We start from the raw sequence: 21,728 nt of genomic DNA, 5'->3' as shown, positions 1-21,728 counted from the left end.
AAACGATTTAGCTCTTCGCTTCTTTGTCAGCGGCTGGTGCAGCCTCAGCGGCTGGTGCAGCCTCAGCGCCTGGTTCGGGTTCCGCTTTAACCGCTGGAACGCGAGCGTTTGCGATCACAGGGTTTTCTTGCTCGACATGAAGAACTAGGCTAACGCCTTTGGGTAGCGCAACGTCTTTGGCATGAATCGATTGACCAACCACGATTTTGCTCAGATCCACCTCTAAGAACTCAGGAAGGTCACCGGGCAAGCAAGTGATTTCGATTTCATTGGCGACGTGGCTAACAACCGCTCCACCAAACTTCACTGCTTCTGATTCTTCGGCACCCTTAAAGTGCAGAGGAACGCGCATATGAATTTTTTCACTGGCAGATACACGCTGGAAGTCAACGTGCAACACCAATGGTTTAAATGGATGCATCTGGTAATCACGCAATAAGGCCTTTTGTGATTTACCGTTTAATTCGATATCCAAAATGGATGAATGGAAAGCTTCTTTCCGCAAAGCATGGAATAAAGCATTGTGGTCTAACTCGATTGCGCAGGGAGATTCTTGCTTTCCGCCATAGATAATTCCGGGGGTTTTCCCAGAATTGCGCAGGCGGCGGCTCGCACCAGTGCCCTGTACGCTTCGTTCAAATGCAACAACTTTCATGATGACTCCAAATTAAGGGTTAATTTCCGTCCGCGACCAAACGGAAAGCCTTAAATTATAGCTTGAAAGAGTAAAAATTCGGTAGAAATCAGTTGCTTAGGAAGCTATTCGGCAAAAAGTGACATAACTGAGTCGCCTTTGGTAATCCGCGAGATCGTCTCCGCTAGTAGTGGAGCAACACTTAACTGCCTGATTTTATTGACTGATTTTGTATCTTGTTTCAATGGAATCGTGTCAGTAACCACTAACTCATCAATTTCAGATCCTGCAATGCGGGCAGCTGCACCTCCAGATAGAACCGGGTGGGTGCAATAGGCTGTCACGCTTTTGGCACCCCGTTCCTTAAGAACCTCGGCTGCCTTACACAGAGTGCCACCCGTATCAATAATGTCATCCATGATGACACAGTGGCGGTTTTCTACCTCACCAATTAAATGCATCACCTCTGAGACATTGGGCTTTGGTCTGCGTTTATCAATAATGGCCAGATCACAGCTTAATTGCTTGGCAAAAGCCCTGGCGCGTACTACACCGCCAATGTCGGGTGAGACCACGGTCAGGTCAGGCTGATTTTTTGCCCGTAGGTCCCCTAAGAGGACGGGGGAGGCATAGATATTGTCGACCGGGATATCAAAAAATCCTTGGATTTGATCTGCATGTAGATCCATCGTCAGAACGCGTTCAACGCCGGCAACCGATTGCAGCATATTGGCCACAATTCTGGCCGAAATCGCAACCCGCGCAGAACGGGGGCGGCGGTCTTGACGGGCATAACCAAAGTAGGGGATGACCGCAGTAATTCGGTTGGCCGATGCCCTTTTGAGGGCATCAATCATGATCATGAGTTCCATCAGGTTATCGTTGGTCGGATCACAGGTCGACTGGATTACGACGACATTCTTGCCGCGCACGTTTTCTTGGATTTCAACCTGGATTTCGCCATCAGAAAAGCGGCCAACGAAGGCTTTTCCTAGCTGCAACTGCATTTGGCTAGCAACCGCCTGTGCAAGTGTGGGATTGGCGTTGCCAGTAAAAATGGTGAGCGCGTCAGAGTTCATGGTCTTAGCTAGTCTTGGTTATCCATCATAACAATGGCAGGGGAGGAAGGACTCGAACCCTCGCATGCCGGAATCAAAATCCGGTGCCTTGACCAACTTGGCGACTCCCCTACTGCGTCATACTGATAAAACCGAATTGTAAGCGGGATTTTGTTTTAGACCCCGAACAAGCCGACCCACCCACCCTGAGGGAAGATTGAGCAAGCGTTGTTCCAGATCGCGTCGATTGATCGATCCTGGAAGGACGGCAAACACACTACTACCCGATCCAGACATCTTACGAGTAGCATCTGGGAGCGTTTGCGCCAACCAATTTAATGCTCGATTTACTTCAGGGCAGAGCTCACAAGCAACTGGTTGGAGGTCGTTTGTAAACTGACCAACTTCACCAGTGTTTGCAAGGAAGTCTGCTATTGTAATCGGAGCATGGTTTCGGGTCAATTGATCGGATTGAAACACAGTCTCGGTAGCAATTGACTCTCCTGGAAAAATGATTAAGAAGTCTTGATCGGGTAGATCAATGGATTCGAGTTGCTCGCCGATGCCTTGTACAAATGCGTTTTGACCAAATAAAAAGAATGGCACATCGGCACCTAGCTTTAATCCTAGCTCACTCAGTTCGGCCGGGGGAAGATGAAGACCCCAGAGATGGTTCAAACCAATTAATACTGTGGCTGCATCTGATGATCCGCCACCTAAGCCTGCTCCTATAGGGATATTTTTCTCAAGATGAATTTCAATCCCGCATGGATAGTTCGTATGGTTTTTCAATAACTGAGCGGCCCGAACAACCAGATCATTCTCTGGGGAAATCTCTTGATTACCGCCGTGCCGAATAATTGTGCTGTGCTCGAGCCGAGTTAAAGAAATGCGGTCACACCAATCGACCAATTGAAATACGGATTGAAGTTCGTGATATCCGTTTGGACGTCGACCGGTCACATGAAGAAACAAATTGATTTTGGCTGGAGCAAGGAGCTCGAGGCGATTACTCATTCACTTGATCAAAAATTAGGCGTACATCAATCGAGCCCGTGTTTGTATTTCTAGTCATGGTAAGACGCTCAATTTTCTTACTCTCACTCCACACATAGGCTAAATCCCAGCCGTCTTGCAAGATCCGTTTGACTTGACCTTGATTATCGCGTTCGAGCTTAGCAGGGCTGCCAGCACGTAATTGTCCATTTAGCCAATTGGATAAACCACGCGCAGGCAATGGTAGGCCCAAGGTATTTTGAATTAAGGTATCGGCGTCAATCGCACTTACTTTTTTGCCATCGCGTTCTAGGATAGCCTCACCTGGGTTAATTGTGATCTTGGCAATTGCACCTCCCATCGGCCCCCGAATTTCTAAAGTGTCACTTAAGCCATTTTTGGTGAGGGTAAAGCTACCCGATCCACCTTGATTATTGTTGGTGGGTCGATCACTTGCTTTAACGGCAAAACGACCATCCCACTGACTAGCAACTACATCCATCGAGATCGCCCAAGATGGTTTTAGACGCTTTAAGGTCTCGCGCAGAGTAGCATTGTTGGCATCGATTAATTCACCTTGTCGCCAAGCATCCTCTGCCTCAATGGGTCGATTAAGCGTCCAGAGGACTTCACCTAAATGGGCAGCAATATCAGCCTCAGGCTTGATACGAAATGCGTCTTGCAGCTGCTTTAAGGCAAGCTCATTGTTCCCTAAACGAAAGTTAACCCAGCCTAAACTATCCAAAATAAACGGATCTCTAGGATCAAGGTTGTGCGCTTTCAGAATTAGTTCATACGCCTCCTTCAGCTTGACATTTCGGTCGGCTAAGGAGTAGCCGAGTGCATTGAGTGCCTGAATATCATTTGGATTGCGTTCAATCAGAGATCTTAAGGTTTTCTCCATCACCTCAAACTGACCGGATTTCTCGGCTGCTAAAGCATAGGTATACAAAATTTGAGGATTGGATGGAGGTGGAACGAGGGCCGCAACAATTTTGTAATAGGCGTTTAAAGCCGCCCCCTCATCTTGGGCCCGACCCAATAGGCTTTGCCACTGGAGCAAAATCTGCTCGCGCTCTCTGATATTTTGTTCCTTAAGAAGGGCGATGGCTGGTGTAACAGCATCAGACCAGCGTTGATTGAGCATGAGTAGGGTGACCAACACTTCCTTGGGCTTACTTTGACCAGGTGGTGATAGCTCATCCCAAGTTTGTGCGGCGATTAAGGCGAGATCTGCTGCGTTTGCGGCAATCGCGATTTCCATTGCACGTTGAGCTAAAGCAGGATCCCCGGTTTGTCGTGCCAGACTCAAATAGGTTTGATAGGCCAACCCAGCTTCACCGCGTTGTAGGGCAATTTCAGAAGCAAGTATTTCAAAGACTTGCTCGCTGGTAGCTCCTTTGGTCTGAGCTGAGGCAGGCACTAGGAGGCCAAAAGAGCAGCAGCAAATAGCCCAAAGCAATGCACGCTTTAGATAAGAATTTGCCAAAATAAAAGTCAATTGATAGCCCATCAGCACATTCTAATCCCCGAATCTACAATGTACCGATGCCAGAACTACCAGAGGTTGAAGTCACGCGTTTGGGGATTAAACCCCATCTAGAAGGGCGCCAGATCACGCATGTCGATGTGATTGATGGACGACTGCGTTGGCCTGTTCCCAGGGGCTTGCCAAAAATTCTGAAGGGGCAACGACTCAATACGATCGAGCGCCGAGGGAAGTATTTATTACTCAAAATGACCGATGGCTACTTGATTATTCATTTAGGCATGACTGGGGTATTGCGCGTTCTACCCCATAAAGACCCCCTAAAGCCACACGATCGAGTCTCAATTCATTTTGATGATCTGAGTTTGCGACTTCATGACCCCCGAAAATTTGGCGCCGTCTTGTGGCATCCATTCACCAAGGGCGACGTGTTAGAACATCCTTTAATTCAAAAATTAGGGCCAGAGCCTCTCGCCGAGGAGTTTGCGGGGCAGTTGGGCGCAACACGTTTGTACCAGTGTTCCCGAAAGCGAACGATTTCGGTAAAGGCATTTTTATTAGCCGGGCAAGCGGTGGTTGGTGTTGGCAACATCTATTGTTCTGAATCCTTGTTTGAGGCCGGTATTCATCCAGGCTTACCCGCTGGCAAATTAAGTAAAGCTCAGTGTGAGCGATTGGCCGAGGCGGTACGAACCATTTTAAAAAGAGCGATTGCAGCCGGCGGGAGCAGTTTGCGTGATTTTGTGGATGCGCATGGTGATCCAGGTTACTTCATGATGCAAACCAAAGTCTATGATCGCGCAAATGAACCCTGTCGAGTCTGCAAAACACCGATTCGGCAAATCACCCAGGGTCAGCGCTCGACCTATTATTGCCCTTACTGTCAGAAACGATAGGTATGGGATTTCATTTTTCCCAGGCTTTAATTCGTTGGTCAAAGCATTATGGTCGTCAAGGCCTGCCCTGGCAAGGTCATCAAGATCCATATGCAGTTTGGGTATCGGAGATCATGTTACAGCAGACCCAGGTTAGCACTGTGATGCAGCGCTATCCACAATTTATGCGTCAACTTCCAACCGTCAAAGCGTTAGCCAGCGCAGATCTTGATGCGGTTATGGCTCTGTGGAGCGGATTGGGGTATTACTCGCGCGCACGTAATCTCCATCGTTGTTCCCAAGAGATCATGGCAAAGTATGCGGGCCAGTTCCCCAGAACGGCAAAAGAACTTGAGCAACTGCCCGGCATTGGCCGATCGACAGCAGGCGCAATTGCTGCCTTTGCATTCGAGGAGCGCGCCCCAATCCTAGATGCCAACGTGAAGCGGGTCATCAGCCGATTTTTTGGTGTTACTGGCGATCAACAAAGCCATGAGACAGTGCAATTACTGTGGGAACATGCAACAGCGCTTCTTCCCAAGTCAAAGTCTCAAATGCCTATTTACACACAAGCACTAATGGATTTTGGGGCTACCTGGTGCACCCCGAAGGCTGCTAAATGCCAAAGTCAGGATCAGATGTGCCCAATGAAGAGTGAGTGCAAAGCGTATGAGCTTGGTCAGGTCGACCTTATTCCAGCGAAAAAGAAGAAAAAAGAATCGCCAACATTTACAACAAATATCTTTTTGATTCGTTATCAGGATGAGATATTGCTTGAGAGGCGAGCTCCAAAAGCGATTTGGGGCGGACTCTATTCCTTAATCGAAACCCCATGGGAGCCGATCGAACCGAAAATAAATCGTTCAAAACCAAGTGACGTCACGAGCTTACTAAATCAAACTGTTCTTTCAAAGCTTTTATCAAAAAGCGATTTAGGGTCGATTGCCTCAGTTGAAAAAGCCCATGTAATCGAGCATGTATTTAGTCATCGACGGCTACGAATGCAACCATGGATCATTCATCTCAAGCGGAAATGGTCGCACTTAAGCGCTACGCTCGATTGGATTTGCACAAGACGATTAAAAGAATACGGCCTGCCTCAGCCAATCCGGGTCTTCTTGGAATCGAGTTCTCGATGACGTTCTAAGACATATACATCTTTGATGGCTGCCTGAGAGAATAATTGATTCAATTGATGTACGAGGTAAACCGATCGGTGTTGACCGCCTGTGCAACCAATCGCTACCGTGAGATAGCTGCGACCATCTTTTAAATAGTGTGGCAACCATTTTTCGATATGTGTCGCAATATCAGTGAGCATTTGTGTGACCTCAGGAAACTGACACAAATAGTCCGCCACCGCTTGATCTAAGCCAGTTTGATCTCGTAGGGGCGCTTCGTAATGTGGGTTTGGGAGGCAGCGAACATCAAACACAATATCTGCCTCACTGGGTACGCCACCTTTGAATGCGAAGGACTCGAATATCAACGCTAGCCCAATGGGCCGCTCTTTTAATTGATCGGAGATCCAGTGCCGTAGTGTGTGGGCAGGAATGTGCCCAGTATCAATTTGTTGAGCTTCGCTTGCTAAAGGAGCGAGTAATTCTCGTTCCCTCTCAATCGCATCAATTAAGGTGGTCGATTGCGTTGGGTGGGAGAGTGGATGACGGCGGCGCGTTTCTGAGAAGCGCTGGACCAAGGTATTGGTGTCCGCGTTTAGAAACAACACATCAACCTGATGCTTGTGGCGTAGCTTTTCCAGAAGCGCAGGTAATTGAGAGATCGATTCACCGCGTCTAGCATCAACTGCAATTGCAATATGCTGACGTTGTTCGCCCTCCATGGTCTTTACCAATTGCTCAATTAAAGACACTGGTAAGTTATCAACGCAATCGTAGCCAGCATCTTCAAACGCACGTAATGCTACTGATTTTCCTGAACCAGAGATGCCAGTAATGAGTTGGATGCGCATCTTACAGGAGACGGCCTTGGGATTTATTATGTTCGCTATCGAGATTCATTTGATTGCGTTGACGCTCAATAAAATCTTTGAGAGTATCAATGCCTCTCAGTTGCAAAATGGTGTTACGAACAGCAGCCTCAACGAGAACTGCTAAGTTTCGTCCAGCAGCCACCTGAATTTTCACGGTGCGAATTGGGATATCAAGAACCTCGACAAACTGGGATTCAATCGGCAAGCGTTCGAACTCACCATCATTGCGACGAACCAGCTGCACAATTAAGCGGAGTTTCAACTTCCGTCGAACCGCGGTTTCACCAAAGATCGTCCGAATATCCAGTAAACCTAAACCACGAACTTCGAGAAGATCGCGCAAAATCTCAGGACAGCGACCTTCAATGTAGTCTGGCCCGAGTCGTGTAAAGTCAACTGCATCATCGGCTACTAAACCATGACCACGAGAAATTAGTTCGAGACCGAGCTCGCTCTTGCCTAAGCCGGATTCACCAGTGATTAAGACGCCAAGACCTAAGATGTCCATAAAAACGCCGTGCATCGTAATGCAAGGTGCCCCAATCTTGGTTAAGTAAAACCGCAGGTGATCAATGACCTCTGCAGCAGAAGTATTGGTCGCAAAGAGGGGAGTGGAGGAACGTTGGCAATAGAGTTGTAATTCTTCATCTGCTTTGCAACCGTCGGCCACAATAATGCAGGGCGGCTTACTCGCGATCAGAGAGGAAATTTGGGTTTGACGTTCAGCGCTTGGTAGTTTGGCGTGATAGTCAATCTCTTGATTCCCGAATATCTGAATTCGGCTTGGATGAATCATATTTAAATGCCCAACCAAATCAGAGGAGGCGGCCGCAGACTTGACGGCATCAGCGTTGAATTTTCGGTCAGCGCCCTCGAGGCCGCTGATCCAAGACAGCTTTAAATCCCCAATATTTTCATCGAAGATCTGTTGGGCTGTGACGTCTTCCAGTAAAAGTTGCTGGCTCATTGCAAAGCCTCCCAGTGGCAAATCAAGTCCCTAACTTTCTCAGGATCAGTCTCATTTTGCAACTGGTCAAGGGTTTGGGGGTTGGTGAGTAGCTGAGCAATGACCGCTAGGATTTCAAGATGTTCCTGGGTTGCCTTTTCTGGAACCAATAGAAAAAGGAGGAGTGAAACGGGTTTGCCGTCTGGGGCCCCAAACTCAATTGGGGTTTGGAGCTTAAAAAGAGCCGCACATGGCTCTTGTAAGCCTTTAATTCGTCCATGAGGTATGGCTACACCGAATCCAAGACCAGTTGAACCCAGAGCTTCCCGGGCATTTAGGAAACTTAAGACAGTCTCGCACGGAATTTGAAGTTTGGTCGCAAAATACTGACCAGCATTTTCGAATGCCTGCGCCTTGTTAGACGCTTGTGCATTCAAATTAATGCTGTCAGTAGTAAATAGGCGACTAAGAACATTCATGACCCCTGATTATAGGGGTCAATACACTTAATTTTGCAGCTGATGTTTATCGTGATGGTGATCTTGGATTCGCTCTTTATGCTTGATAACTTGTCGGTCGAGTTTATCGATGACGGCATCCATTGCGTGATACAAATCTTCGTGATGCGCCTGAGCAAATAACTCCTTTCCCTTGAGATGAAGAGTCAATTCAGCCGTTTGTCTTAATCCTTTTTCTTTTGCTTTATCAATCATGAGAAATGCAGAGGCATCAATCACATGATCAAAATGCTTACGAATTCGTTCTAGACGATTTTCTAAGTGATCACGAATGCCTGGAGTAACTTCGAGATGACGGCTGTTGATGCGTAAATTCATTACAAACCTCCATGATTAATGCCTACGCAAATGCATGGCTGGGATGCGCAGTGAGTCCCGATACTTCGCTACTGTGCGCCGAGCAACCGCATACCCTTGGTTTTCTAAAATCATTGCAATCGAGTGATCAGAGATTGGTTTACCAGGAGACTCATTGGCCACGATACGACGAATAATTTCATGAACCGCGGTTGTGGAGACTCGATCACCTTGCTCTGAGGTAATGGAATGACTAAAGAAATGTTTTAGTTCAAATAAACCCAAGGGGCAACTTAAGTACTTTTGCTTCGTTACACGAGATACAGTAGATTCATGCAACTCTAGGTTATCAGCGATTTCTCGTAAAACCAATGGGCGGAGTGCAATATCCCCAGACTCAAAGAAGGATTGTTGCCGTGCAACGACCTCAGAAGCCACGCGCAGTATGGTTTCTTCCCGTTGTTGAATATTTTTTAATAACCATTTTGCTTCTGTCATTTTTTGGCGCATTGCACCAATATCGGCATGGTCACGGTGTTCAGAGATGATGTTGATATATTCTTGATTTAATGAGACCTTTGGAACGGCTTCCTCATTACGTTTAGCAAGCCATAGGTTGCGCTTTTTGTAAACGACAATATCTGGGGTCACCAAGTGATCAGTGCCATGGTCATAATTGGCTGCCGGATGATAGTTAAGCGTTTTAATTTTCCGAATTGCCGCCTCAATACTGCCTTCAGATTTGCCCAAAAGAACCTTTAACTTTGCATACTCTCGATTTGCCACCTTACTTAAGTGGGATTTACAAATTTGTAGGGCGAGTGAAAGAACGACTCTTTCTTCAGATCGTATGGTGGGTTGATTAAACTCTTCTTGAAGTTGGATACACAGACATTCACTCAGATCGCGTGCGCCAACACCAATAGGCTCTAATTGCTGTAAGTGGCCTAATGCTATTTGTAATTCAGCGAGGGTGTACTGCTCCTGAAAACGTTCAGCGATTTCAAGGGTGATGATTTCAAGGCTTTCAGTTAGAAAGCCGCGCTCATCGAGACATGCTGCCAAGTAGTGAACTGCCGCTTTAAGTCTCGGGTTGATATTCATTACCCGAATTTGTTCAGCGAGGGCAGTTTGAAGCGAGATTTGATTCGGTATTTGTTCAAGTCCATCACCCTCACTACGCGTGGAGTGATGAGCCGCGCCAGGTTCAAATTCGATGATTGGATTATCGAGAGCGGCTTTTTCAAGCTCTTGCTCAAGTTCGAGATTCGAGAGCATTAAGAGCCTCACAGCTTGTTGAAGTTGTGGGCTGAGGCTGGCTTGTTGGCCTAGGCGGGGGCTAATCGAAAAGCGCATGAATCCATTCTAGGAAGGCTTCACGGTCGCCAATCGCAAAAATTCACCAAATTGGTGCACTACATGCGGAAGTTTTCTCCCAAATAAACCCTTCGAACCGCATCATTTTGAATAATTTCATCAGGCTTACCAGCGGCGAGAACGCTTCCCTCGCTAATAATGTAAGCGTGGTCGCAAATGCCGAGAGTCTCGCGCACATTGTGATCGGTGATCAGAACCCCAATTTGGCGGTCCCTTAGAAAACGCACAATCCGTTGGATTTCGCCTACAGCAATAGGATCAACACCTGCAAACGGCTCATCGAGCAGGATAAATTTAGGTGAAGAGGCAAGTGCCCTCGCAATTTCAACTCGCCGCCGCTCCCCCCCTGACAGGGAAAGGGCTGGATTATTGCGCAAGTGACTAATTTGTAATTCGCCAAGTAGCTCATCTAAACGAGCCTGAATTTGCTTTTTGCTTAATGGTTTGCCATTCGTTTCTTGAAGCTCTAATACGGCTTGTATATTTTCCGCCACATTCAATTTACGAAAAACAGAAGCCTCTTGGGGTAAATAAGATAGTCCCATTCGAGCACGCTGGTGAATCGGAAGATGGCTAATTTTCTTTTGATTTAAGCGAATATCCCCACCATCGAGCGGGACCAAGCCAACAATCATGTAAAACGAGGTTGTTTTGCCAGCACCATTAGGTCCCAATAAGCCAACGACCTCACCGCTTGCGACCTCAATACTGACATCACGTACAACTGTGCGAGAGCCATACCGCTTTTGCAGCGATGTCGCTTGAAGAACGGAGGGAGAAGCCGAGGTCATCTTATTGAACAAGCACTTTTTTTCTGGGGGCCAAGATTGCCCTTGATTGCGGGGGACGATTTAAATCTAACTTTTGTGGCTTGATTTGATAACTCTCTTTAACATCTTCATATTCGATCTGCCAACCTTGGAGTTGATCGAGCATTTGCATATTGAGTAGGCGCTTGACGGTGGCATTACCGACCAACAAAAGCCTTTCCTTCTGATCATCATAAAGAATATCTTTGGCGATCCCTTGCATAAACTCATCTTGCAGGGTTTCGCGACGTTGGCGCATTGAGGCTGGTAAATTAGACTTTCCGTTTAGGTCAATCATTTGATAGCCCTCTGGGGTGACTAGGACAAAGCCGCGCTCACCCGTGCCGACCATGCTGCCGCGTACTAAAAGAACATCACCGGTTAGAGTGTATTTTTGCTTTAGATCATCAAGATCAACTTGATCGGCATTAATAATGAGTGGCTTGTCTCGATCAGCCTGATTGGCATTGGCAGACAGAGAGAGCGCACTAAGAGCCAGGATAAAAATCAGGGTTCTCAATTACGACCCTTTTGCTCAGCTGGCTCGATTCGACCACGTACTTGCCCTTTAAGGCTTGCGCTGTGATCGACGTTATTAAACGTTCCACCACCACTTGAATTCATGATCGACATTCCCTGTTGAAGCTCTAATGGTTTATCGGTACGCACAATATCATCATTAATTAAAACTTGGAAGTAACTTGAGCGGGCCAGTAATTGGGGCGCAGCCTTACGATCCCCCAAAGCCTCTTGAGCCGGACGAAAAATTTCACCATTCTCATACAGATCCAAGATCGTTAAATCACCATCAATATGACCACGCTCGGCCCGTACTGTAACGGGTGCGCCCTGATCTTGAAAGATACGAATCCGCGGACGCTCTAGATCGATCGATGCATCATCTTCATAGTGAATTAGTTTTCTTCCCAAAACACGGTATTTTGTTTGTCCTTGCTCATCGAGATTGGATAGAGTTGCATTTTTGAGAATGTAATCCGGTACGTGTTGTGGCACGCGTGCCAGTGCAAGCGACTCAGGCGGTGTACTGCGCTTGACTAGCCAGAAGGTGGCCAAAGTTAGCGAGCCCATTAACAAAAAGGGTAGGACACGTAATAAACCGCGTACGATCCATAAATAAATAATGTGCCGAGAAAGTCTCATGAAGAGTTTGCCTAGCCTCTGGCTTTGGCTAGTAGCGAATCGTAATGCCCCTGGGCTTTGAGGATTAAATCACAGGCTTCACGAACCGCACCAAAGCCACCTTTAGCCTGCGTGACATAGTGAGCGGTTTGACGGACCGCTTCGTGGGCCTGAGCAGGAGCAATTCGCAAGCCCGCAGATTGCATGATCGATAAGTCAGGCCAATCATCTCCCATCACTGCTAGGTCGATGGCAGGATTAAAGGTAACCCGTTGTTGTAATTCTAGGAGTGCTAATTTTTTATCACTGACACCAGTAAATGCATGCGTAATACCGAGTTCATCACAGCGCCCAAGCACCATTTTTGAGTGACGACCGGTAATGACGGCACACTCAACCCCAACGCTTTGAAGAAGTTTGATGCCAAAGCCATCCTGAATATCAAAGCCCTTGATTGATTCTTTTCCGTCTGGCCCAAAAAAAACCTGACCATTGGTGAGAACGCCATCGACATCAAGTACCAATATACGAACTTGCGCTGCTCGCTCGAGTGCTTGAGGATAGTTAGTTAATGGGTTTGTAGTGTGTGATTGAAGAGTCGGTGCCATCAATTAAATTACCTTAGCTGCAAATAAGTCATGCAAGTTGAGGGCGCCTAGTAAGCGTTTTTCAGGATCAGCCACAATTAAGTGATTAATCCGATGTTGCTCCATCATTGCGATGGCTTCTTCAGCAATTAAATCAGGCGGTATGGTTCTTGGGTTAGGGGTCATGGCGTCTGCCAGACTAATTGAGTCGATGTCTGCCTGTTTTTCGAGCAAACGACGTAGATCCCCATCGGTCAGAATACCTAATACTTGGTTGGTGTCATTCACAATCACGACCAAACCCATCTTTTGACCACTCATTTCTGCAAGTGCTTCTACAAACGATGCCTTTACATTAATTTTGGGAGTGCTTGAGAGATCACGCATGACCTCTGAGACATGGGCAATTAATTTTCGACCCAGTCTTCCGCCGGGGTGAGAGCGTAAAAAGTCTTCCGCTTTAAAGCCTCGCGCATCCAATAGAGAAACAGCGAGTGCATCACCCATAGCCAGGGCTGCCGTCGTGCTAGTGGTTGGTGCCATATTGAGCGGGCAAGCTTCTTTGTCAACACTAATATCAAGATGTGCATCTGCCAATTTAGCAAGTGAAGAATTAGGATCCCCTGTTAAGGCAATTAATTTTGCGCCAGTTCGTTTAATGATGGGGACAATCGTGAGTAATTCGTCGGTTTCACCGGAGTTTGAAATCGCTACGAATACATCATCACGAGTGACCATGCCTAAATCACCATGACTTGCCTCGGCGGGATGCACAAAAAATGCGGGAGAACCGGTTGATGCAAAGGTGGCGGCCACTTTTCGAGCGATATGACCTGACTTGCCGATTCCTGAAACAACAATCCGGCCTCGGCATTGTTCGAGAAGCTGAACCGAAAGCAGCAAGGCTGACTGCCCATCTTGGGCTAAGCGATCCCGCATTTTGCGAATCGCATCCGCTTCTAAATCAAGGGTGGTGCAGGCTAATTCCAGAGCGCGTTGGTTCTTTGCATTCATGGGGATAAGTATATGCTGACTACCCCCTTGCAGGATCTAAAGCCCAAGTTTTTCGAGATCTTTTTTCTTGATGGGGCTTGAATTAGCCTGCTTTTTAAGGAGGGGCTTTAAGTATTTTCCGGTAAAGCTAGCAGGGTGATTTGCGACCTCTTCAGGAGTACCAGTGGCAATAATTTGACCACCGCCAGCGCCCCCATTCGGTCCAAGATCAATTAACCAGTCAGCGGTTTTGATCACATCCAGATTGTGCTCAATGATCACCACGGTGTTCCCTTGCTTTTTCAGGGTATGAATCACCTCAAGCAATAGTTTGATGTCATGAAAATGCAATCCCGTGGTTGGCTCATCAAGGATGTAAAGGGTCCGCCCCGTATCCCGCTTGGAGAGCTCTAGCGAGAGCTTGACACGCTGCGCCTCACCCCCAGAAAGGGTGGTGGCACTTTGGCCCAGGCAGACATACCCTAAACCAACATCGAGCAAGGTCTTAAGTTTTCGTTTAACTACCGGAACGGCTTCAAAGAATTCATGGGCTTGCTCCACCGTCATAGACAGAACTTCATGAATATTCTTGCCTTTATAGCGAATATCCAAGGTCTCACGGTTATAGCGCTTGCCATGACACACATCGCAAGGTACATAGACATCGGGCAAGAAATGCATTTCGACCTTGAGAACGCCGTCACCCTCACAGGTTTCGCAGCGGCCACCTTTGACATTAAAGGAGAATCGACCTGCTTCATATCCCCGTTCACGAGCAGCTGGGACCCCAGCAAAGAGTTCTCGGATCGGAGTAAATAGGCCCGTATAGGTTGCGGGATTCGAGCGTGGTGTGCGGCCAATCGGCGATTGATCCACATTAATCACTTTGTCAAAGTGTTCAATACCGTCGATATGATCATGTTCAGCTGGTTCAGCGCTCGAGCCATAAAGGTGTTGGGCAACCGCATGATGCAAGGTGTCGTTAATTAAAGTTGACTTACCAGAGCCAGATACGCCAGTGACACACGTCAATAAGCCGACGGGGATGTGTGCATCCACTTTTTGCAAATTATTACCACTCGCACCGATGATGCTTAAAAAGCGCCCATCATGTTCGGTACGTTTTTGGGGAACTGCAATTTTTTCTTGGCCAGATAAGTAGGCACCTGTTAATGAATTAGGATGATGTTCGACTTCGCTTGGCGTTCCAGTGGCAACAATTTTTCCACCATGTACGCCCGCCCCAGGTCCAATATCGATAACATAGTCTGAGGCCCGTATCATGTCCTCGTCGTGCTCTACAACCAATACGCTGTTACCAAGATCGCGCAGGTGTTTGAGGGTTGCAATTAAGCGATCGTTATCGCGTTGATGTAAACCAATTGAAGGTTCATCGAGTACATACATCACGCCTGTGAGTCCAGAGCCAATTTGTGAGGCAAGCCGGATTCGTTGTGCTTCGCCACCCGAAAGGGTATCGGCGCTTCGTTCTAAAGATAAGTAATCTAGACCCACGTCATTTAAAAAGCGCAAACGCGAGGCGATCTCTTTAATGATTTTGTCAGCAATTTCGCGTTTAGCACCCTTTAATTGGATGGTATTGAAATAGTCTTGAGCTTCACGCAAAGGTAGGGCACTGATTTCATAAATGGCGCGCGCTTGCTGACCATCGCCAACTTTGACAAAGCGTGCCTCCTTGCGTAAACGGGTACCGCCGCAATCTGGACAAGCACGAATATTTTGATAGCGCGCTAATTCTTCTCGAACAGCCGACGAATCAGTTTCTCGATAGCGCCGCTCAAAATTAGCAAGGATTCCCTCAAAGGCATGTTCGCGCACAACCGAGCGACCCTTTTCATTCAGGTACTCAAATGGAATGGTTGTATCCCCGGATCCGTAGAGGATCAGGTCCTGGGCTTTTTTGGGTAATTTCTCAAAAGGCTTTTCAAGATCAAAGCCGCCAAACTTCGCTAAGGTTTGCAAGAGCTTGAAGTAAAACTGGTTGCGGCGATCCCAACCCTTGATGGCTCCTGCTGCGAGCGACAAGTCAGGGTGTGCCACAACCCGCTTGGGGTCAAAAAAGGAGATGTGACCAAGTCCATCGCAGCTAGGGCAGGCGCCCATCGGATTATTAAAGGAAAACAGACGGGGTTCAAGTTCTTGTAATGAGTAGGAGCAAATGGGGCAAGCAAATTTGCTAGAAAAGATGGTTTCTTCCCCAGTGTCCATATTGACTACCATGGCCTTGCCATCAGCGAGTCGTAGGGCAGTTTCAAAGGACTCCGCAAGCCGTTGTTGAATATCCTCTTTGACGCGAATTCGATCAACCACCACTTCAATCGAATGCTTATCATTTTTCTTGAGTTGCGGCAGACGATCAGCTTCAACGATCTCGGCTTTGGCGGCGTTACTCGTGCCACCGCCAGAGCGAATGCGAAAACGCACAAACCCCTGAGCTTGGAGATTTTCAAATAAGTCAAGGAACTCACCTTTGCGTTCACTCACCACAGGAGCCAAGATCATGAGTTTGGCATCAGCTGGCATTGCCAACACCGTATCAACCATTTGCGAGACGCTCTGTGCTTCAAGAGGTAGAGCATGATCTGGGCAGTAGGGGGTGCCCGCCCGTGCGAAGAGTAGACGCAAATAATCATGAATCTCGGTGACAGTGCCAACGGTAGAGCGCGGATTATGGCTAGTTGCCTTTTGCTCGATGGAGATTGCGGGTGATAAACCCTCAATCACATCCACGTCGGGTTTTTCCATCAACTGCAGAAATTGGCGCGCATAGGCCGAGAGTGATTCAACATAGCGACGCTGTCCTTCGGCATAGAGCGTATCGAAAGCCAAAGAGCTTTTGCCAGAACCGGATAAGCCGGTCAACACCACCAGCTTTTCGCGGGGGATATCCAGATTGATATTTTTTAGGTTGTGGGTTCGGGCCCCACGAATTTTGATTTCGTTATTCATGATTTTTCAGCGTAACTTGTTAATATAGCCTTTTCCCATGAACTCTTCCGAACTACGCTCAACCCTTGCCCTTGCCGGTATCTTTGGCTTGCGGATGCTGGGGCTTTTCTTGCTGTTACCCGTTTTCTCCTTGCATGCCAAGGATTTACCGGGGGGAGAGAATGCCTTATGGGTCGGTTTGGCCCTTGGGATTTTTAATATTGTTCAGGCCTTTTTCCATATTCCCTTAGGCATTCTTTCGGATCGGGTGGGTCGTAAGCCGGTTGTTTTATGGGGATTGAGTTTATTTATTGCTGGCGCATTGATTGCAGCCAGTCGCGATGATTTGTTGTGGATTGCGATCGGGCGAGGGCTCATGGGAGCAGGGGCAATCTCTGCCGCAGTGTCTGCTTGGGTGGCGGATTTAACACGCGAGCAAGTGAGAACTGCGGCAATGGCGATTGTGGGTGGAAGTATCGGTATCTCATTTGCCCTTTCATTAGTGATTGCGACGCCAATTTATCGAGCGATTGGCCTTGATGGCATGTTCTTGTTATTAGCAGTGTTGGGCTTGATTGGCTTTTTGGTTGCCTGGCTCTTGGTGCCAAGTCCTCCTAAGCAAATTCGGGGTGAGCATCAGCCGCTCATACAAATTTTTCTAAGACCTGAATTATTCCGGCTCAATGTGGGGGTGTTTGTTCTCAATGCCACCCAAGTGGCCATGTTCCTGGTTGTGCCGCGCTTACTCGTGGATGCGGGTATGCCATTGGATGATCATTGGAAAATTTACTTTCCAGTGGTCGTTGTTTCATTCTTTTTGATGTTGCCAGGGATTATTTATGGAGAAAAGAAAAAGAAACTACGGCTTGTATTGCTAACAGCCGTTGTCATCCTTTTGATTGCACAAATCATCTTCTTGCAAGCTCATTCCATTACAACTATTGTCAGTGCTCTGTTGATTTACTTTGTCGGATTTAATTTACTTGAAGCCTTGCAACCCTCGATGGTATCGCGTTGGGCCAAAGATGAAAAAGGAGCGGCCTTGGGCATCTACAACACGACTCAGTCTGTCGGATTATTTACTGGCGCAGCGCTCGGCGGACTCATGATGCAGCTTTTTGGAAACCTTTCGGTATTCATTGGCGGCACCGTTTTGATCATTGCCTGGCTTATAATTGCCTGGCCAATGCGTGATATTCCATCGTCGCAAACCGCAAAGTAGCTTTAGCCACACTTTTTATTTAATTTTCTTCGGGAGACAAAATGGCTTCAGTCAATAAAGTCATCATCGTTGGTAATGTTGGGCGTGACCCAGAAACACGGTATATGCCCAGCGGTGACGCCGTCACCAATATTTCAGTAGCCACTTCAGATCGCTATAAAGATAAGCAAACAGGCGAAATGAAAGAGAACACCGAATGGCATCGCATTGCCTTTTTCGGTAAGTTAGCTGAAATTGCGGGTCAATATCTCAAAAAAGGTTCACAGGTTTATGTCGAGGGTCGCTTGCGGACTCGAAAGTGGACGGATCAAAGTGGACAAGAAAAGTATTCCACTGAGATCATTGCTGACAGCATGCAAATGCTCGGCGCTCGAATGGCTGGCTCTGGAGAGGAATCATCAAGCAGTCGTTCTAAGCCTGCTGAGGGCACATCAAGTTCAAGCGCAAATGCACTTGATGCAGTGGATGACGATATTCCGTTCTAGTATTACTGCCTGGCGTGACGAATATTGTTGGGCCAGGCAGCATTGAAATCCGCCCGAAACGGATTAATGTCTAAACCACCCCGCCGGGTGTAGCGCGCATAAACTGAGAGCTTCTCGGGTTGGCAGCGAGCCTTAACATCGCAAAAGATTTTTTCAACGCAGTGTTCGTGGAATTCACCAAGCTGACGAAAGCCAATCAGGTAGCGTAATAGTCCTTCCTCATCGATGGGCCGTCCCTGGTAATAAATTTTTACACTGGCCCAATCGGGTTGACCGGTAACCGGGCAATTGGATTTCAGTAAATGCGAGACCAGAGTTTGTGTAATAGGGGCTGAGTTTTGATCTGCACTTAGAAATAGCGGGTCAGCAATCTGTGTTTGATTGACTTCAATATCAAGGCGATCGAGAAGTTGACCATCTAGTTCTTGCATTGATGGGTATTTTTTTTGGTCTTGTATCTGGGATGGGTCAAGCAACTTGATTTGCAATGAACTACCAAGGGCTATGGCTAAATCACGGCTTAAGCACTCGCGAACAGCGCCAATATTGTCAAAGTGATGTTGATTGAGGCTATTGAGGTAGAGTTTGAACGACTTCGACTCAATCATGTATGGCGACTCTGCAGGAATCGCAAATTCAGCCAATGCGATTTGTGGTTTGCCTTTGGGGTTTAGCCAGCTCAATTCAAAAGCATTCCAAAGGTCAACTCCTAAAAACGGTAGAGGTGAGCCCTCCTCAATGCCTAGTTTCTGGCGATTCTCGGCACGAGGGATGGGAAAGAGCAGACCTGGATCATACTGATTAGGGTAAGCACTTTGCTGACCGAGAATAAATTTAGACATAGAAAAATTTAGGCTTTGGACCGGTTGGTATTGCTGACCCCAGAAATTACATGCCCCGTTGGGGCGACACTGGAGGCAGCATTGCAATGACCGGTTTGATCATCAAAGAAAAAGTCAGGCTCGAACTCTTTCAGAAACTCGCGCTTGGATAGGCCCCCAAGAAACATCGCCTCATCCACATCAATTCCCCAGTTCATCAAAGTGCGAATGGCACGCTCATGAGCTGGTGCCGAGCGGGCTGTGACTAATGCAGTGCGGATGCGCATTTCATTTTTAGGTTCAGCTTCGGTTTGCAGTTGGTGAAGGGCGGCAAGCAAGGGCTTAAAGGGACCGGGTGGCAATGGAATGGCAGCACGTTGACTCTCATGATCAACAAATGCTTGTAGACCTTGATCCTGAAAAACTTGTTCGGCCTCATCTGAAAATAAAACAGCATCTCCGTCAAAGGCGATACGGATTTCATTAGGGTTGTTCTCGGCCATTTTGGTGGATTCTGGGTAGACGCGCGCCGCCGGAAAGCCGGCATCGAGTGTGGCGCGTACATCTTCTTCATTTGCTGATAAGAAGAGGTTGGCTTGCAGCGATTTTAAGTAGTGATACGGTGGCCTACCACGGGTAAAGACACCGCGTTCAATACTAAGCCCATGGTGTTTGGCAGAACGAAATACGCGTAAACCACTGACCGGATCGTTACGTGACAGGATCACAACTTCGACACGCGGCTGATCTTGATTAAAGCGCAGTAATTTTTTAACGAGAGGAAAAGCAACACCCACTTGGGCTGGAATCGCTAAGCGTTCAAGCTGTAATTTCATGTAGGCACTGTCATCACTTTGTTCAAACAGGCGGTTTTCCTCTTCAAAATCAAAGAGTGCTCTCGATGAAATGGCAACGACTAGTTTTCCAGCGAGGGTATAAGACATCTTATTTTAGAAATAGGCGGTACGCAGGATTCTTGCTTTCATCCCAATGAGGATAGCCTAAAGTCTTCAAAAATTGTTTAAAGGCCGGCTGTTCGTTCTTCGGTACCTGGATTCCTAATAAGATTTGTCCATAATCGGCCCCGTGATTACGGTAATGAAACAAACTAATATTCCAGTTCGGGGCTAGGCTATCCAGAAAGCGCATCAGTGCACCGGGGCGTTCTGGAAACTCAAAGCGGTAAAGTAGTTCATCTTTGGCCAAGGCGGAACTACCGCCAACCATGTGTCTTAGATGCGTTTTGGCCAACTCATCATGGCTTAGATCAATGGTTGCAAATCCGGCTTTACGAAAGGCGCTGGCAATAGTTTTGTTATCACCCGCCCGTTGGGTTCCAATGCCAACAAAAATATGCGCTTGATCGGCATGAGCGATGCGGTAGTTAAATTCAGTGACATTGCGTTTACCAAGCATTTTGCAAAACGCTTTAAAAGATCCTCGCTCTTCAGGAATGGTGACCGCAAAGATCGCCTCACGAAATTCACCTACATCGGCACGTTCAGCCACAAATCGTAGACGACTGAAATTCATATTGGCGCCGCACGCAATGGCTACCAGAGTTTTCTTTTTGAGGTGATGTTTCTCAACATATTTCTTTAAACCAGCGATAGCGAGTGCGCCTGCGGGCTCCAAAATACTGCGCGTATCAGTAAAGACATCGTTGATCGCAGCACAGATTTCATCGGTATCGACTAAGACAATGTCGTCAACTACCTGTTGGCAGATCTTAAAGGTCTCCTTGCCCACCTGCTTGACCGCGGTGCCATCTGAGAACAGACCAACTTCCTTCAGTTCAACGCGCTTACCAAGTTGTAAAGACTGTTTCATCGCATCTGAGTCAACCGTTTGCACACCAATCACTTTGATCTTTGGCCTAACTGATTTGATGTAGGCGCCGATTCCTGAGATTAGGCCTCCTCCGCCAATTGCCACAAAAATGGCATCAATTGGATCGGGGTGTTGATCGAGGATTTCTTTAGCAATCGTGCCTTGACCAGCAATGACGTCTGGATCATCAAAAGGGTGGATAAAGGTGTACCCCTTCTTTTTCTGAAGCAGTTGAGCTTCTTGATAGGCATCGCTGTAAGAATCACCGGTCAAGACCAGTTCCACCCACTTGCCACCGTGAGCCTTCACTGCATCAATTTTGACTTGAGGGGTAGTGATTGGCATCACGATCACCGCCTTGCATTTGAGTTTAGCGGCGGACAGTGCAACACCTTGCGCATGATTACCGGCAGAGGCGGCAATCACCCCCTTTTTAAGAGCCGCCGGGCTCAATCCGGCCATTTTGTTATATGCACCGCGCAACTTAAATGAGAAGACCGGTTGACTGTCTTCGCGCTTTAAAAGAATCGTGTTTTGAAAGCGTGCGCTTAGATCCCGAGCCTTCTCTAATTCTGTTTTGCGTGCAACATCGTAGACCTTGGCGTTCTCAATTCGGCTTAAATAATCATTTTTCATCACGAAAGCGTACCATGCTTAGTACATAAGTCCTTAAATTAATTCAATATTGTGCCAAATCGATTGGTAACGG

At 47.4% G+C, this 21,728-nt stretch carries 22 protein-coding genes and 1 tRNA gene; 4 read left to right on the top strand and 19 right to left on the bottom strand.

Translation table 11 applies throughout. The features are described from left to right. Window positions 1–7 precede the first annotated feature (7 nt). The 5 genes from QUE66_RS08435 to QUE66_RS08415 all read right to left on the bottom strand — a co-directional run bounded on the left by QUE66_RS08435 (window position 8) and on the right by QUE66_RS08415 (window position 4,111). Window positions 8–655, bottom strand: coding sequence for a 50S ribosomal protein L25/general stress protein Ctc (locus QUE66_RS08435; RefSeq protein ID WP_286223592.1), 648 nt, complete (start codon window positions 653–655; stop codon window positions 8–10). Window positions 656–759: 104 nt separating this feature from the next. Then, window positions 760–1,713, bottom strand: a complete 954-nt coding sequence (locus tag QUE66_RS08430) for a ribose-phosphate pyrophosphokinase (protein WP_286223591.1) — start codon at window positions 1,711–1,713, stop codon at window positions 760–762. Window positions 1,714–1,747: 34 nt separating this feature from the next. Then, window positions 1,748–1,824 (bottom strand) — tRNA-Gln (locus tag QUE66_RS08425). Window positions 1,825–1,830: 6 nt separating this feature from the next. After that, window positions 1,831–2,709, bottom strand: a complete 879-nt coding sequence (gene ispE / locus QUE66_RS08420; RefSeq protein WP_286223590.1) for a 4-(cytidine 5'-diphospho)-2-C-methyl-D-erythritol kinase — start codon at window positions 2,707–2,709, stop codon at window positions 1,831–1,833. Then, a complete protein-coding gene (locus QUE66_RS08415; protein WP_286223589.1) occupies window positions 2,702–4,111 on the bottom strand; it encodes a lipoprotein insertase outer membrane protein LolB in 1,410 nt (469 codons plus the stop codon). Before QUE66_RS08415 ends, ispE begins: the two co-directional genes overlap by 8 nt. A 125-nt stretch (window positions 4,112–4,236) precedes the next feature. Here QUE66_RS08415 and mutM point away from each other — a divergent pair, with 125 nt between their 5' ends. Then, entirely contained in the window at window positions 4,237–5,073 is an 837-nt protein-coding gene (gene mutM / locus QUE66_RS08410; protein WP_286223588.1) for a bifunctional DNA-formamidopyrimidine glycosylase/DNA-(apurinic or apyrimidinic site) lyase, read from the top strand. Window positions 5,074–5,075: 2 nt separating this feature from the next. Beyond that, window positions 5,076–6,191, top strand: a complete 1,116-nt coding sequence (mutY, locus tag QUE66_RS08405) for an A/G-specific adenine glycosylase (protein WP_286223587.1) — start codon at window positions 5,076–5,078, stop codon at window positions 6,189–6,191. Here mutY and rapZ read toward each other — a convergent pair. From rapZ to uvrA, 11 genes are read right to left on the bottom strand one after another with little or no spacing between them, the layout of a single operon-like run. Beyond that, entirely contained in the window at window positions 6,152–7,024 is an 873-nt protein-coding gene (gene rapZ / locus QUE66_RS08400; RefSeq protein WP_286223586.1) for an RNase adapter RapZ, read from the bottom strand. The genes mutY and rapZ overlap by 40 nt on opposite strands. Before the next feature lies 1 nt (window position 7,025). Next, complete coding sequence (gene hprK / locus QUE66_RS08395; RefSeq protein WP_108509129.1) at window positions 7,026–8,012, bottom strand: HPr(Ser) kinase/phosphatase; 987 nt, start codon at window positions 8,010–8,012, stop codon at window positions 7,026–7,028. Then, window positions 8,009–8,470: a PTS sugar transporter subunit IIA gene (locus QUE66_RS08390; protein WP_286223585.1), complete on the bottom strand. Its 462-nt coding sequence runs from the start codon at window positions 8,468–8,470 to the stop codon at window positions 8,009–8,011. Before QUE66_RS08390 ends, hprK begins: the two co-directional genes overlap by 4 nt. A gap of 27 nt (window positions 8,471–8,497) precedes the next feature. Further along, on the bottom strand, window positions 8,498–8,827 hold the full coding sequence (gene hpf / locus QUE66_RS08385; protein ID WP_286223584.1) for a ribosome hibernation-promoting factor, HPF/YfiA family: 330 nt from the start codon (window positions 8,825–8,827) through the stop codon (window positions 8,498–8,500). A gap of 15 nt (window positions 8,828–8,842) precedes the next feature. Then, window positions 8,843–10,162, bottom strand: coding sequence for an RNA polymerase factor sigma-54 (gene rpoN / locus QUE66_RS08380; RefSeq protein ID WP_286223583.1), 1,320 nt, complete (start codon window positions 10,160–10,162; stop codon window positions 8,843–8,845). A 59-nt stretch (window positions 10,163–10,221) separates the two neighbouring features. Continuing rightward, window positions 10,222–10,974 (bottom strand): LPS export ABC transporter ATP-binding protein, encoded by a 753-nt coding sequence (gene lptB, locus QUE66_RS08375; RefSeq protein ID WP_286223582.1) that lies wholly within the window; start codon window positions 10,972–10,974, stop codon window positions 10,222–10,224. Window position 10,975: 1 nt separating this feature from the next. After that, the gene (locus QUE66_RS08370) at window positions 10,976–11,512 is read right to left on the bottom strand and encodes an LptA/OstA family protein (RefSeq protein WP_286223581.1); all 537 of its coding nucleotides are present in this window, start codon (window positions 11,510–11,512) and stop codon (window positions 10,976–10,978) included. After that, window positions 11,509–12,153 carry an LPS export ABC transporter periplasmic protein LptC gene (lptC, locus tag QUE66_RS08365; RefSeq protein WP_286223580.1) on the bottom strand — a complete coding sequence of 215 codons (645 nt, stop codon included), beginning with the start codon at window positions 12,151–12,153 and terminating at the stop codon, window positions 11,509–11,511. The genes QUE66_RS08370 and lptC overlap by 4 nt, the downstream gene beginning before the upstream one ends. A gap of 11 nt (window positions 12,154–12,164) precedes the next feature. After that, window positions 12,165–12,740: a KdsC family phosphatase gene (locus QUE66_RS08360; protein ID WP_286223579.1), complete on the bottom strand. Its 576-nt coding sequence runs from the start codon at window positions 12,738–12,740 to the stop codon at window positions 12,165–12,167. Between the two features lie 3 nt (window positions 12,741–12,743). After that, on the bottom strand, window positions 12,744–13,733 hold the full coding sequence (locus QUE66_RS08355; RefSeq protein WP_286223578.1) for a KpsF/GutQ family sugar-phosphate isomerase: 990 nt from the start codon (window positions 13,731–13,733) through the stop codon (window positions 12,744–12,746). 36 nt (window positions 13,734–13,769) lie between these two features. Next, complete coding sequence (uvrA, locus tag QUE66_RS08350) at window positions 13,770–16,682, bottom strand: excinuclease ABC subunit UvrA (protein ID WP_286223577.1); 2,913 nt, start codon at window positions 16,680–16,682, stop codon at window positions 13,770–13,772. A gap of 37 nt (window positions 16,683–16,719) precedes the next feature. Between uvrA and QUE66_RS08345 the strand changes: the two genes are divergently transcribed. Together QUE66_RS08345 and ssb are read left to right on the top strand one after the other, a co-directional pair. Beyond that, a complete protein-coding gene (locus QUE66_RS08345; RefSeq protein ID WP_286223576.1) occupies window positions 16,720–17,883 on the top strand; it encodes an MFS transporter in 1,164 nt (387 codons plus the stop codon). Window positions 17,884–17,924: 41 nt separating this feature from the next. After that, the gene (gene ssb, locus QUE66_RS08340; protein WP_286223575.1) at window positions 17,925–18,368 is read left to right on the top strand and encodes a single-stranded DNA-binding protein; all 444 of its coding nucleotides are present in this window, start codon (window positions 17,925–17,927) and stop codon (window positions 18,366–18,368) included. A gap of 2 nt (window positions 18,369–18,370) precedes the next feature. Here ssb and queF read toward each other — a convergent pair whose 3' ends face one another. Genes queF through ilvA form a run of 3 tightly spaced genes read right to left on the bottom strand, consistent with a single transcriptional unit; the run spans window position 18,371 to window position 21,655 of the window. Beyond that, window positions 18,371–19,210, bottom strand: coding sequence for an NADPH-dependent 7-cyano-7-deazaguanine reductase QueF (gene queF, locus QUE66_RS08335; RefSeq protein WP_286223574.1), 840 nt, complete (start codon window positions 19,208–19,210; stop codon window positions 18,371–18,373). 8 nt (window positions 19,211–19,218) lie between these two features. Then, the gene (locus tag QUE66_RS08330; protein WP_286223573.1) at window positions 19,219–20,133 is read right to left on the bottom strand and encodes a 5'-nucleotidase; all 915 of its coding nucleotides are present in this window, start codon (window positions 20,131–20,133) and stop codon (window positions 19,219–19,221) included. 1 nt (window position 20,134) lies between these two features. Further along, window positions 20,135–21,655, bottom strand: a complete 1,521-nt coding sequence (gene ilvA / locus QUE66_RS08325; protein ID WP_286223572.1) for a threonine ammonia-lyase, biosynthetic — start codon at window positions 21,653–21,655, stop codon at window positions 20,135–20,137. Window positions 21,656–21,728 lie beyond the last annotated feature (73 nt).

The organism is Polynucleobacter sp. HIN6 (assembly GCF_030297575.1).
GTDB lineage: Bacteria > Pseudomonadota > Gammaproteobacteria > Burkholderiales > Burkholderiaceae > Polynucleobacter.
This window is presented reverse-complemented; position numbering and strand designations above follow the sequence as displayed.

Coding starts and splice junctions, on each gene's coding strand:
- QUE66_RS08435 (WP_286223592.1), bottom strand. CDS start 655: ATGAAAGTTGTTGCATTTGAACGAAGCGTACAGGGCACTGGTGCGAGC.
- QUE66_RS08430 (WP_286223591.1), bottom strand. CDS start 1,713: ATGAACTCTGACGCGCTCACCATTTTTACTGGCAACGCCAATCCCACA.
- ispE (WP_286223590.1), bottom strand. CDS start 2,709: ATGAGTAATCGCCTCGAGCTCCTTGCTCCAGCCAAAATCAATTTGTTT.
- mutM (WP_286223588.1), top strand. CDS start 4,237: ATGCCAGAACTACCAGAGGTTGAAGTCACGCGTTTGGGGATTAAACCC.
- mutY (WP_286223587.1), top strand. CDS start 5,076: ATGGGATTTCATTTTTCCCAGGCTTTAATTCGTTGGTCAAAGCATTAT.
- rapZ (WP_286223586.1), bottom strand. CDS start 7,024: ATGCGCATCCAACTCATTACTGGCATCTCTGGTTCAGGAAAATCAGTA.
- hprK (WP_108509129.1), bottom strand. CDS start 8,012: ATGAGCCAGCAACTTTTACTGGAAGACGTCACAGCCCAACAGATCTTC.
- QUE66_RS08390 (WP_286223585.1), bottom strand. CDS start 8,470: ATGAATGTTCTTAGTCGCCTATTTACTACTGACAGCATTAATTTGAAT.
- hpf (WP_286223584.1), bottom strand. CDS start 8,827: ATGAATTTACGCATCAACAGCCGTCATCTCGAAGTTACTCCAGGCATT.
- rpoN (WP_286223583.1), bottom strand. CDS start 10,162: ATGCGCTTTTCGATTAGCCCCCGCCTAGGCCAACAAGCCAGCCTCAGC.
- lptB (WP_286223582.1), bottom strand. CDS start 10,974: ATGACCTCGGCTTCTCCCTCCGTTCTTCAAGCGACATCGCTGCAAAAG.
- lptC (WP_286223580.1), bottom strand. CDS start 12,153: ATGAGACTTTCTCGGCACATTATTTATTTATGGATCGTACGCGGTTTA.
- QUE66_RS08360 (WP_286223579.1), bottom strand. CDS start 12,740: ATGGCACCGACTCTTCAATCACACACTACAAACCCATTAACTAACTAT.
- QUE66_RS08355 (WP_286223578.1), bottom strand. CDS start 13,733: ATGAATGCAAAGAACCAACGCGCTCTGGAATTAGCCTGCACCACCCTT.
- uvrA (WP_286223577.1), bottom strand. CDS start 16,682: ATGAATAACGAAATCAAAATTCGTGGGGCCCGAACCCACAACCTAAAA.
- QUE66_RS08345 (WP_286223576.1), top strand. CDS start 16,720: ATGAACTCTTCCGAACTACGCTCAACCCTTGCCCTTGCCGGTATCTTT.
- ssb (WP_286223575.1), top strand. CDS start 17,925: ATGGCTTCAGTCAATAAAGTCATCATCGTTGGTAATGTTGGGCGTGAC.
- queF (WP_286223574.1), bottom strand. CDS start 19,210: ATGTCTAAATTTATTCTCGGTCAGCAAAGTGCTTACCCTAATCAGTAT.
- QUE66_RS08330 (WP_286223573.1), bottom strand. CDS start 20,133: ATGTCTTATACCCTCGCTGGAAAACTAGTCGTTGCCATTTCATCGAGA.
- ilvA (WP_286223572.1), bottom strand. CDS start 21,655: ATGAAAAATGATTATTTAAGCCGAATTGAGAACGCCAAGGTCTACGAT.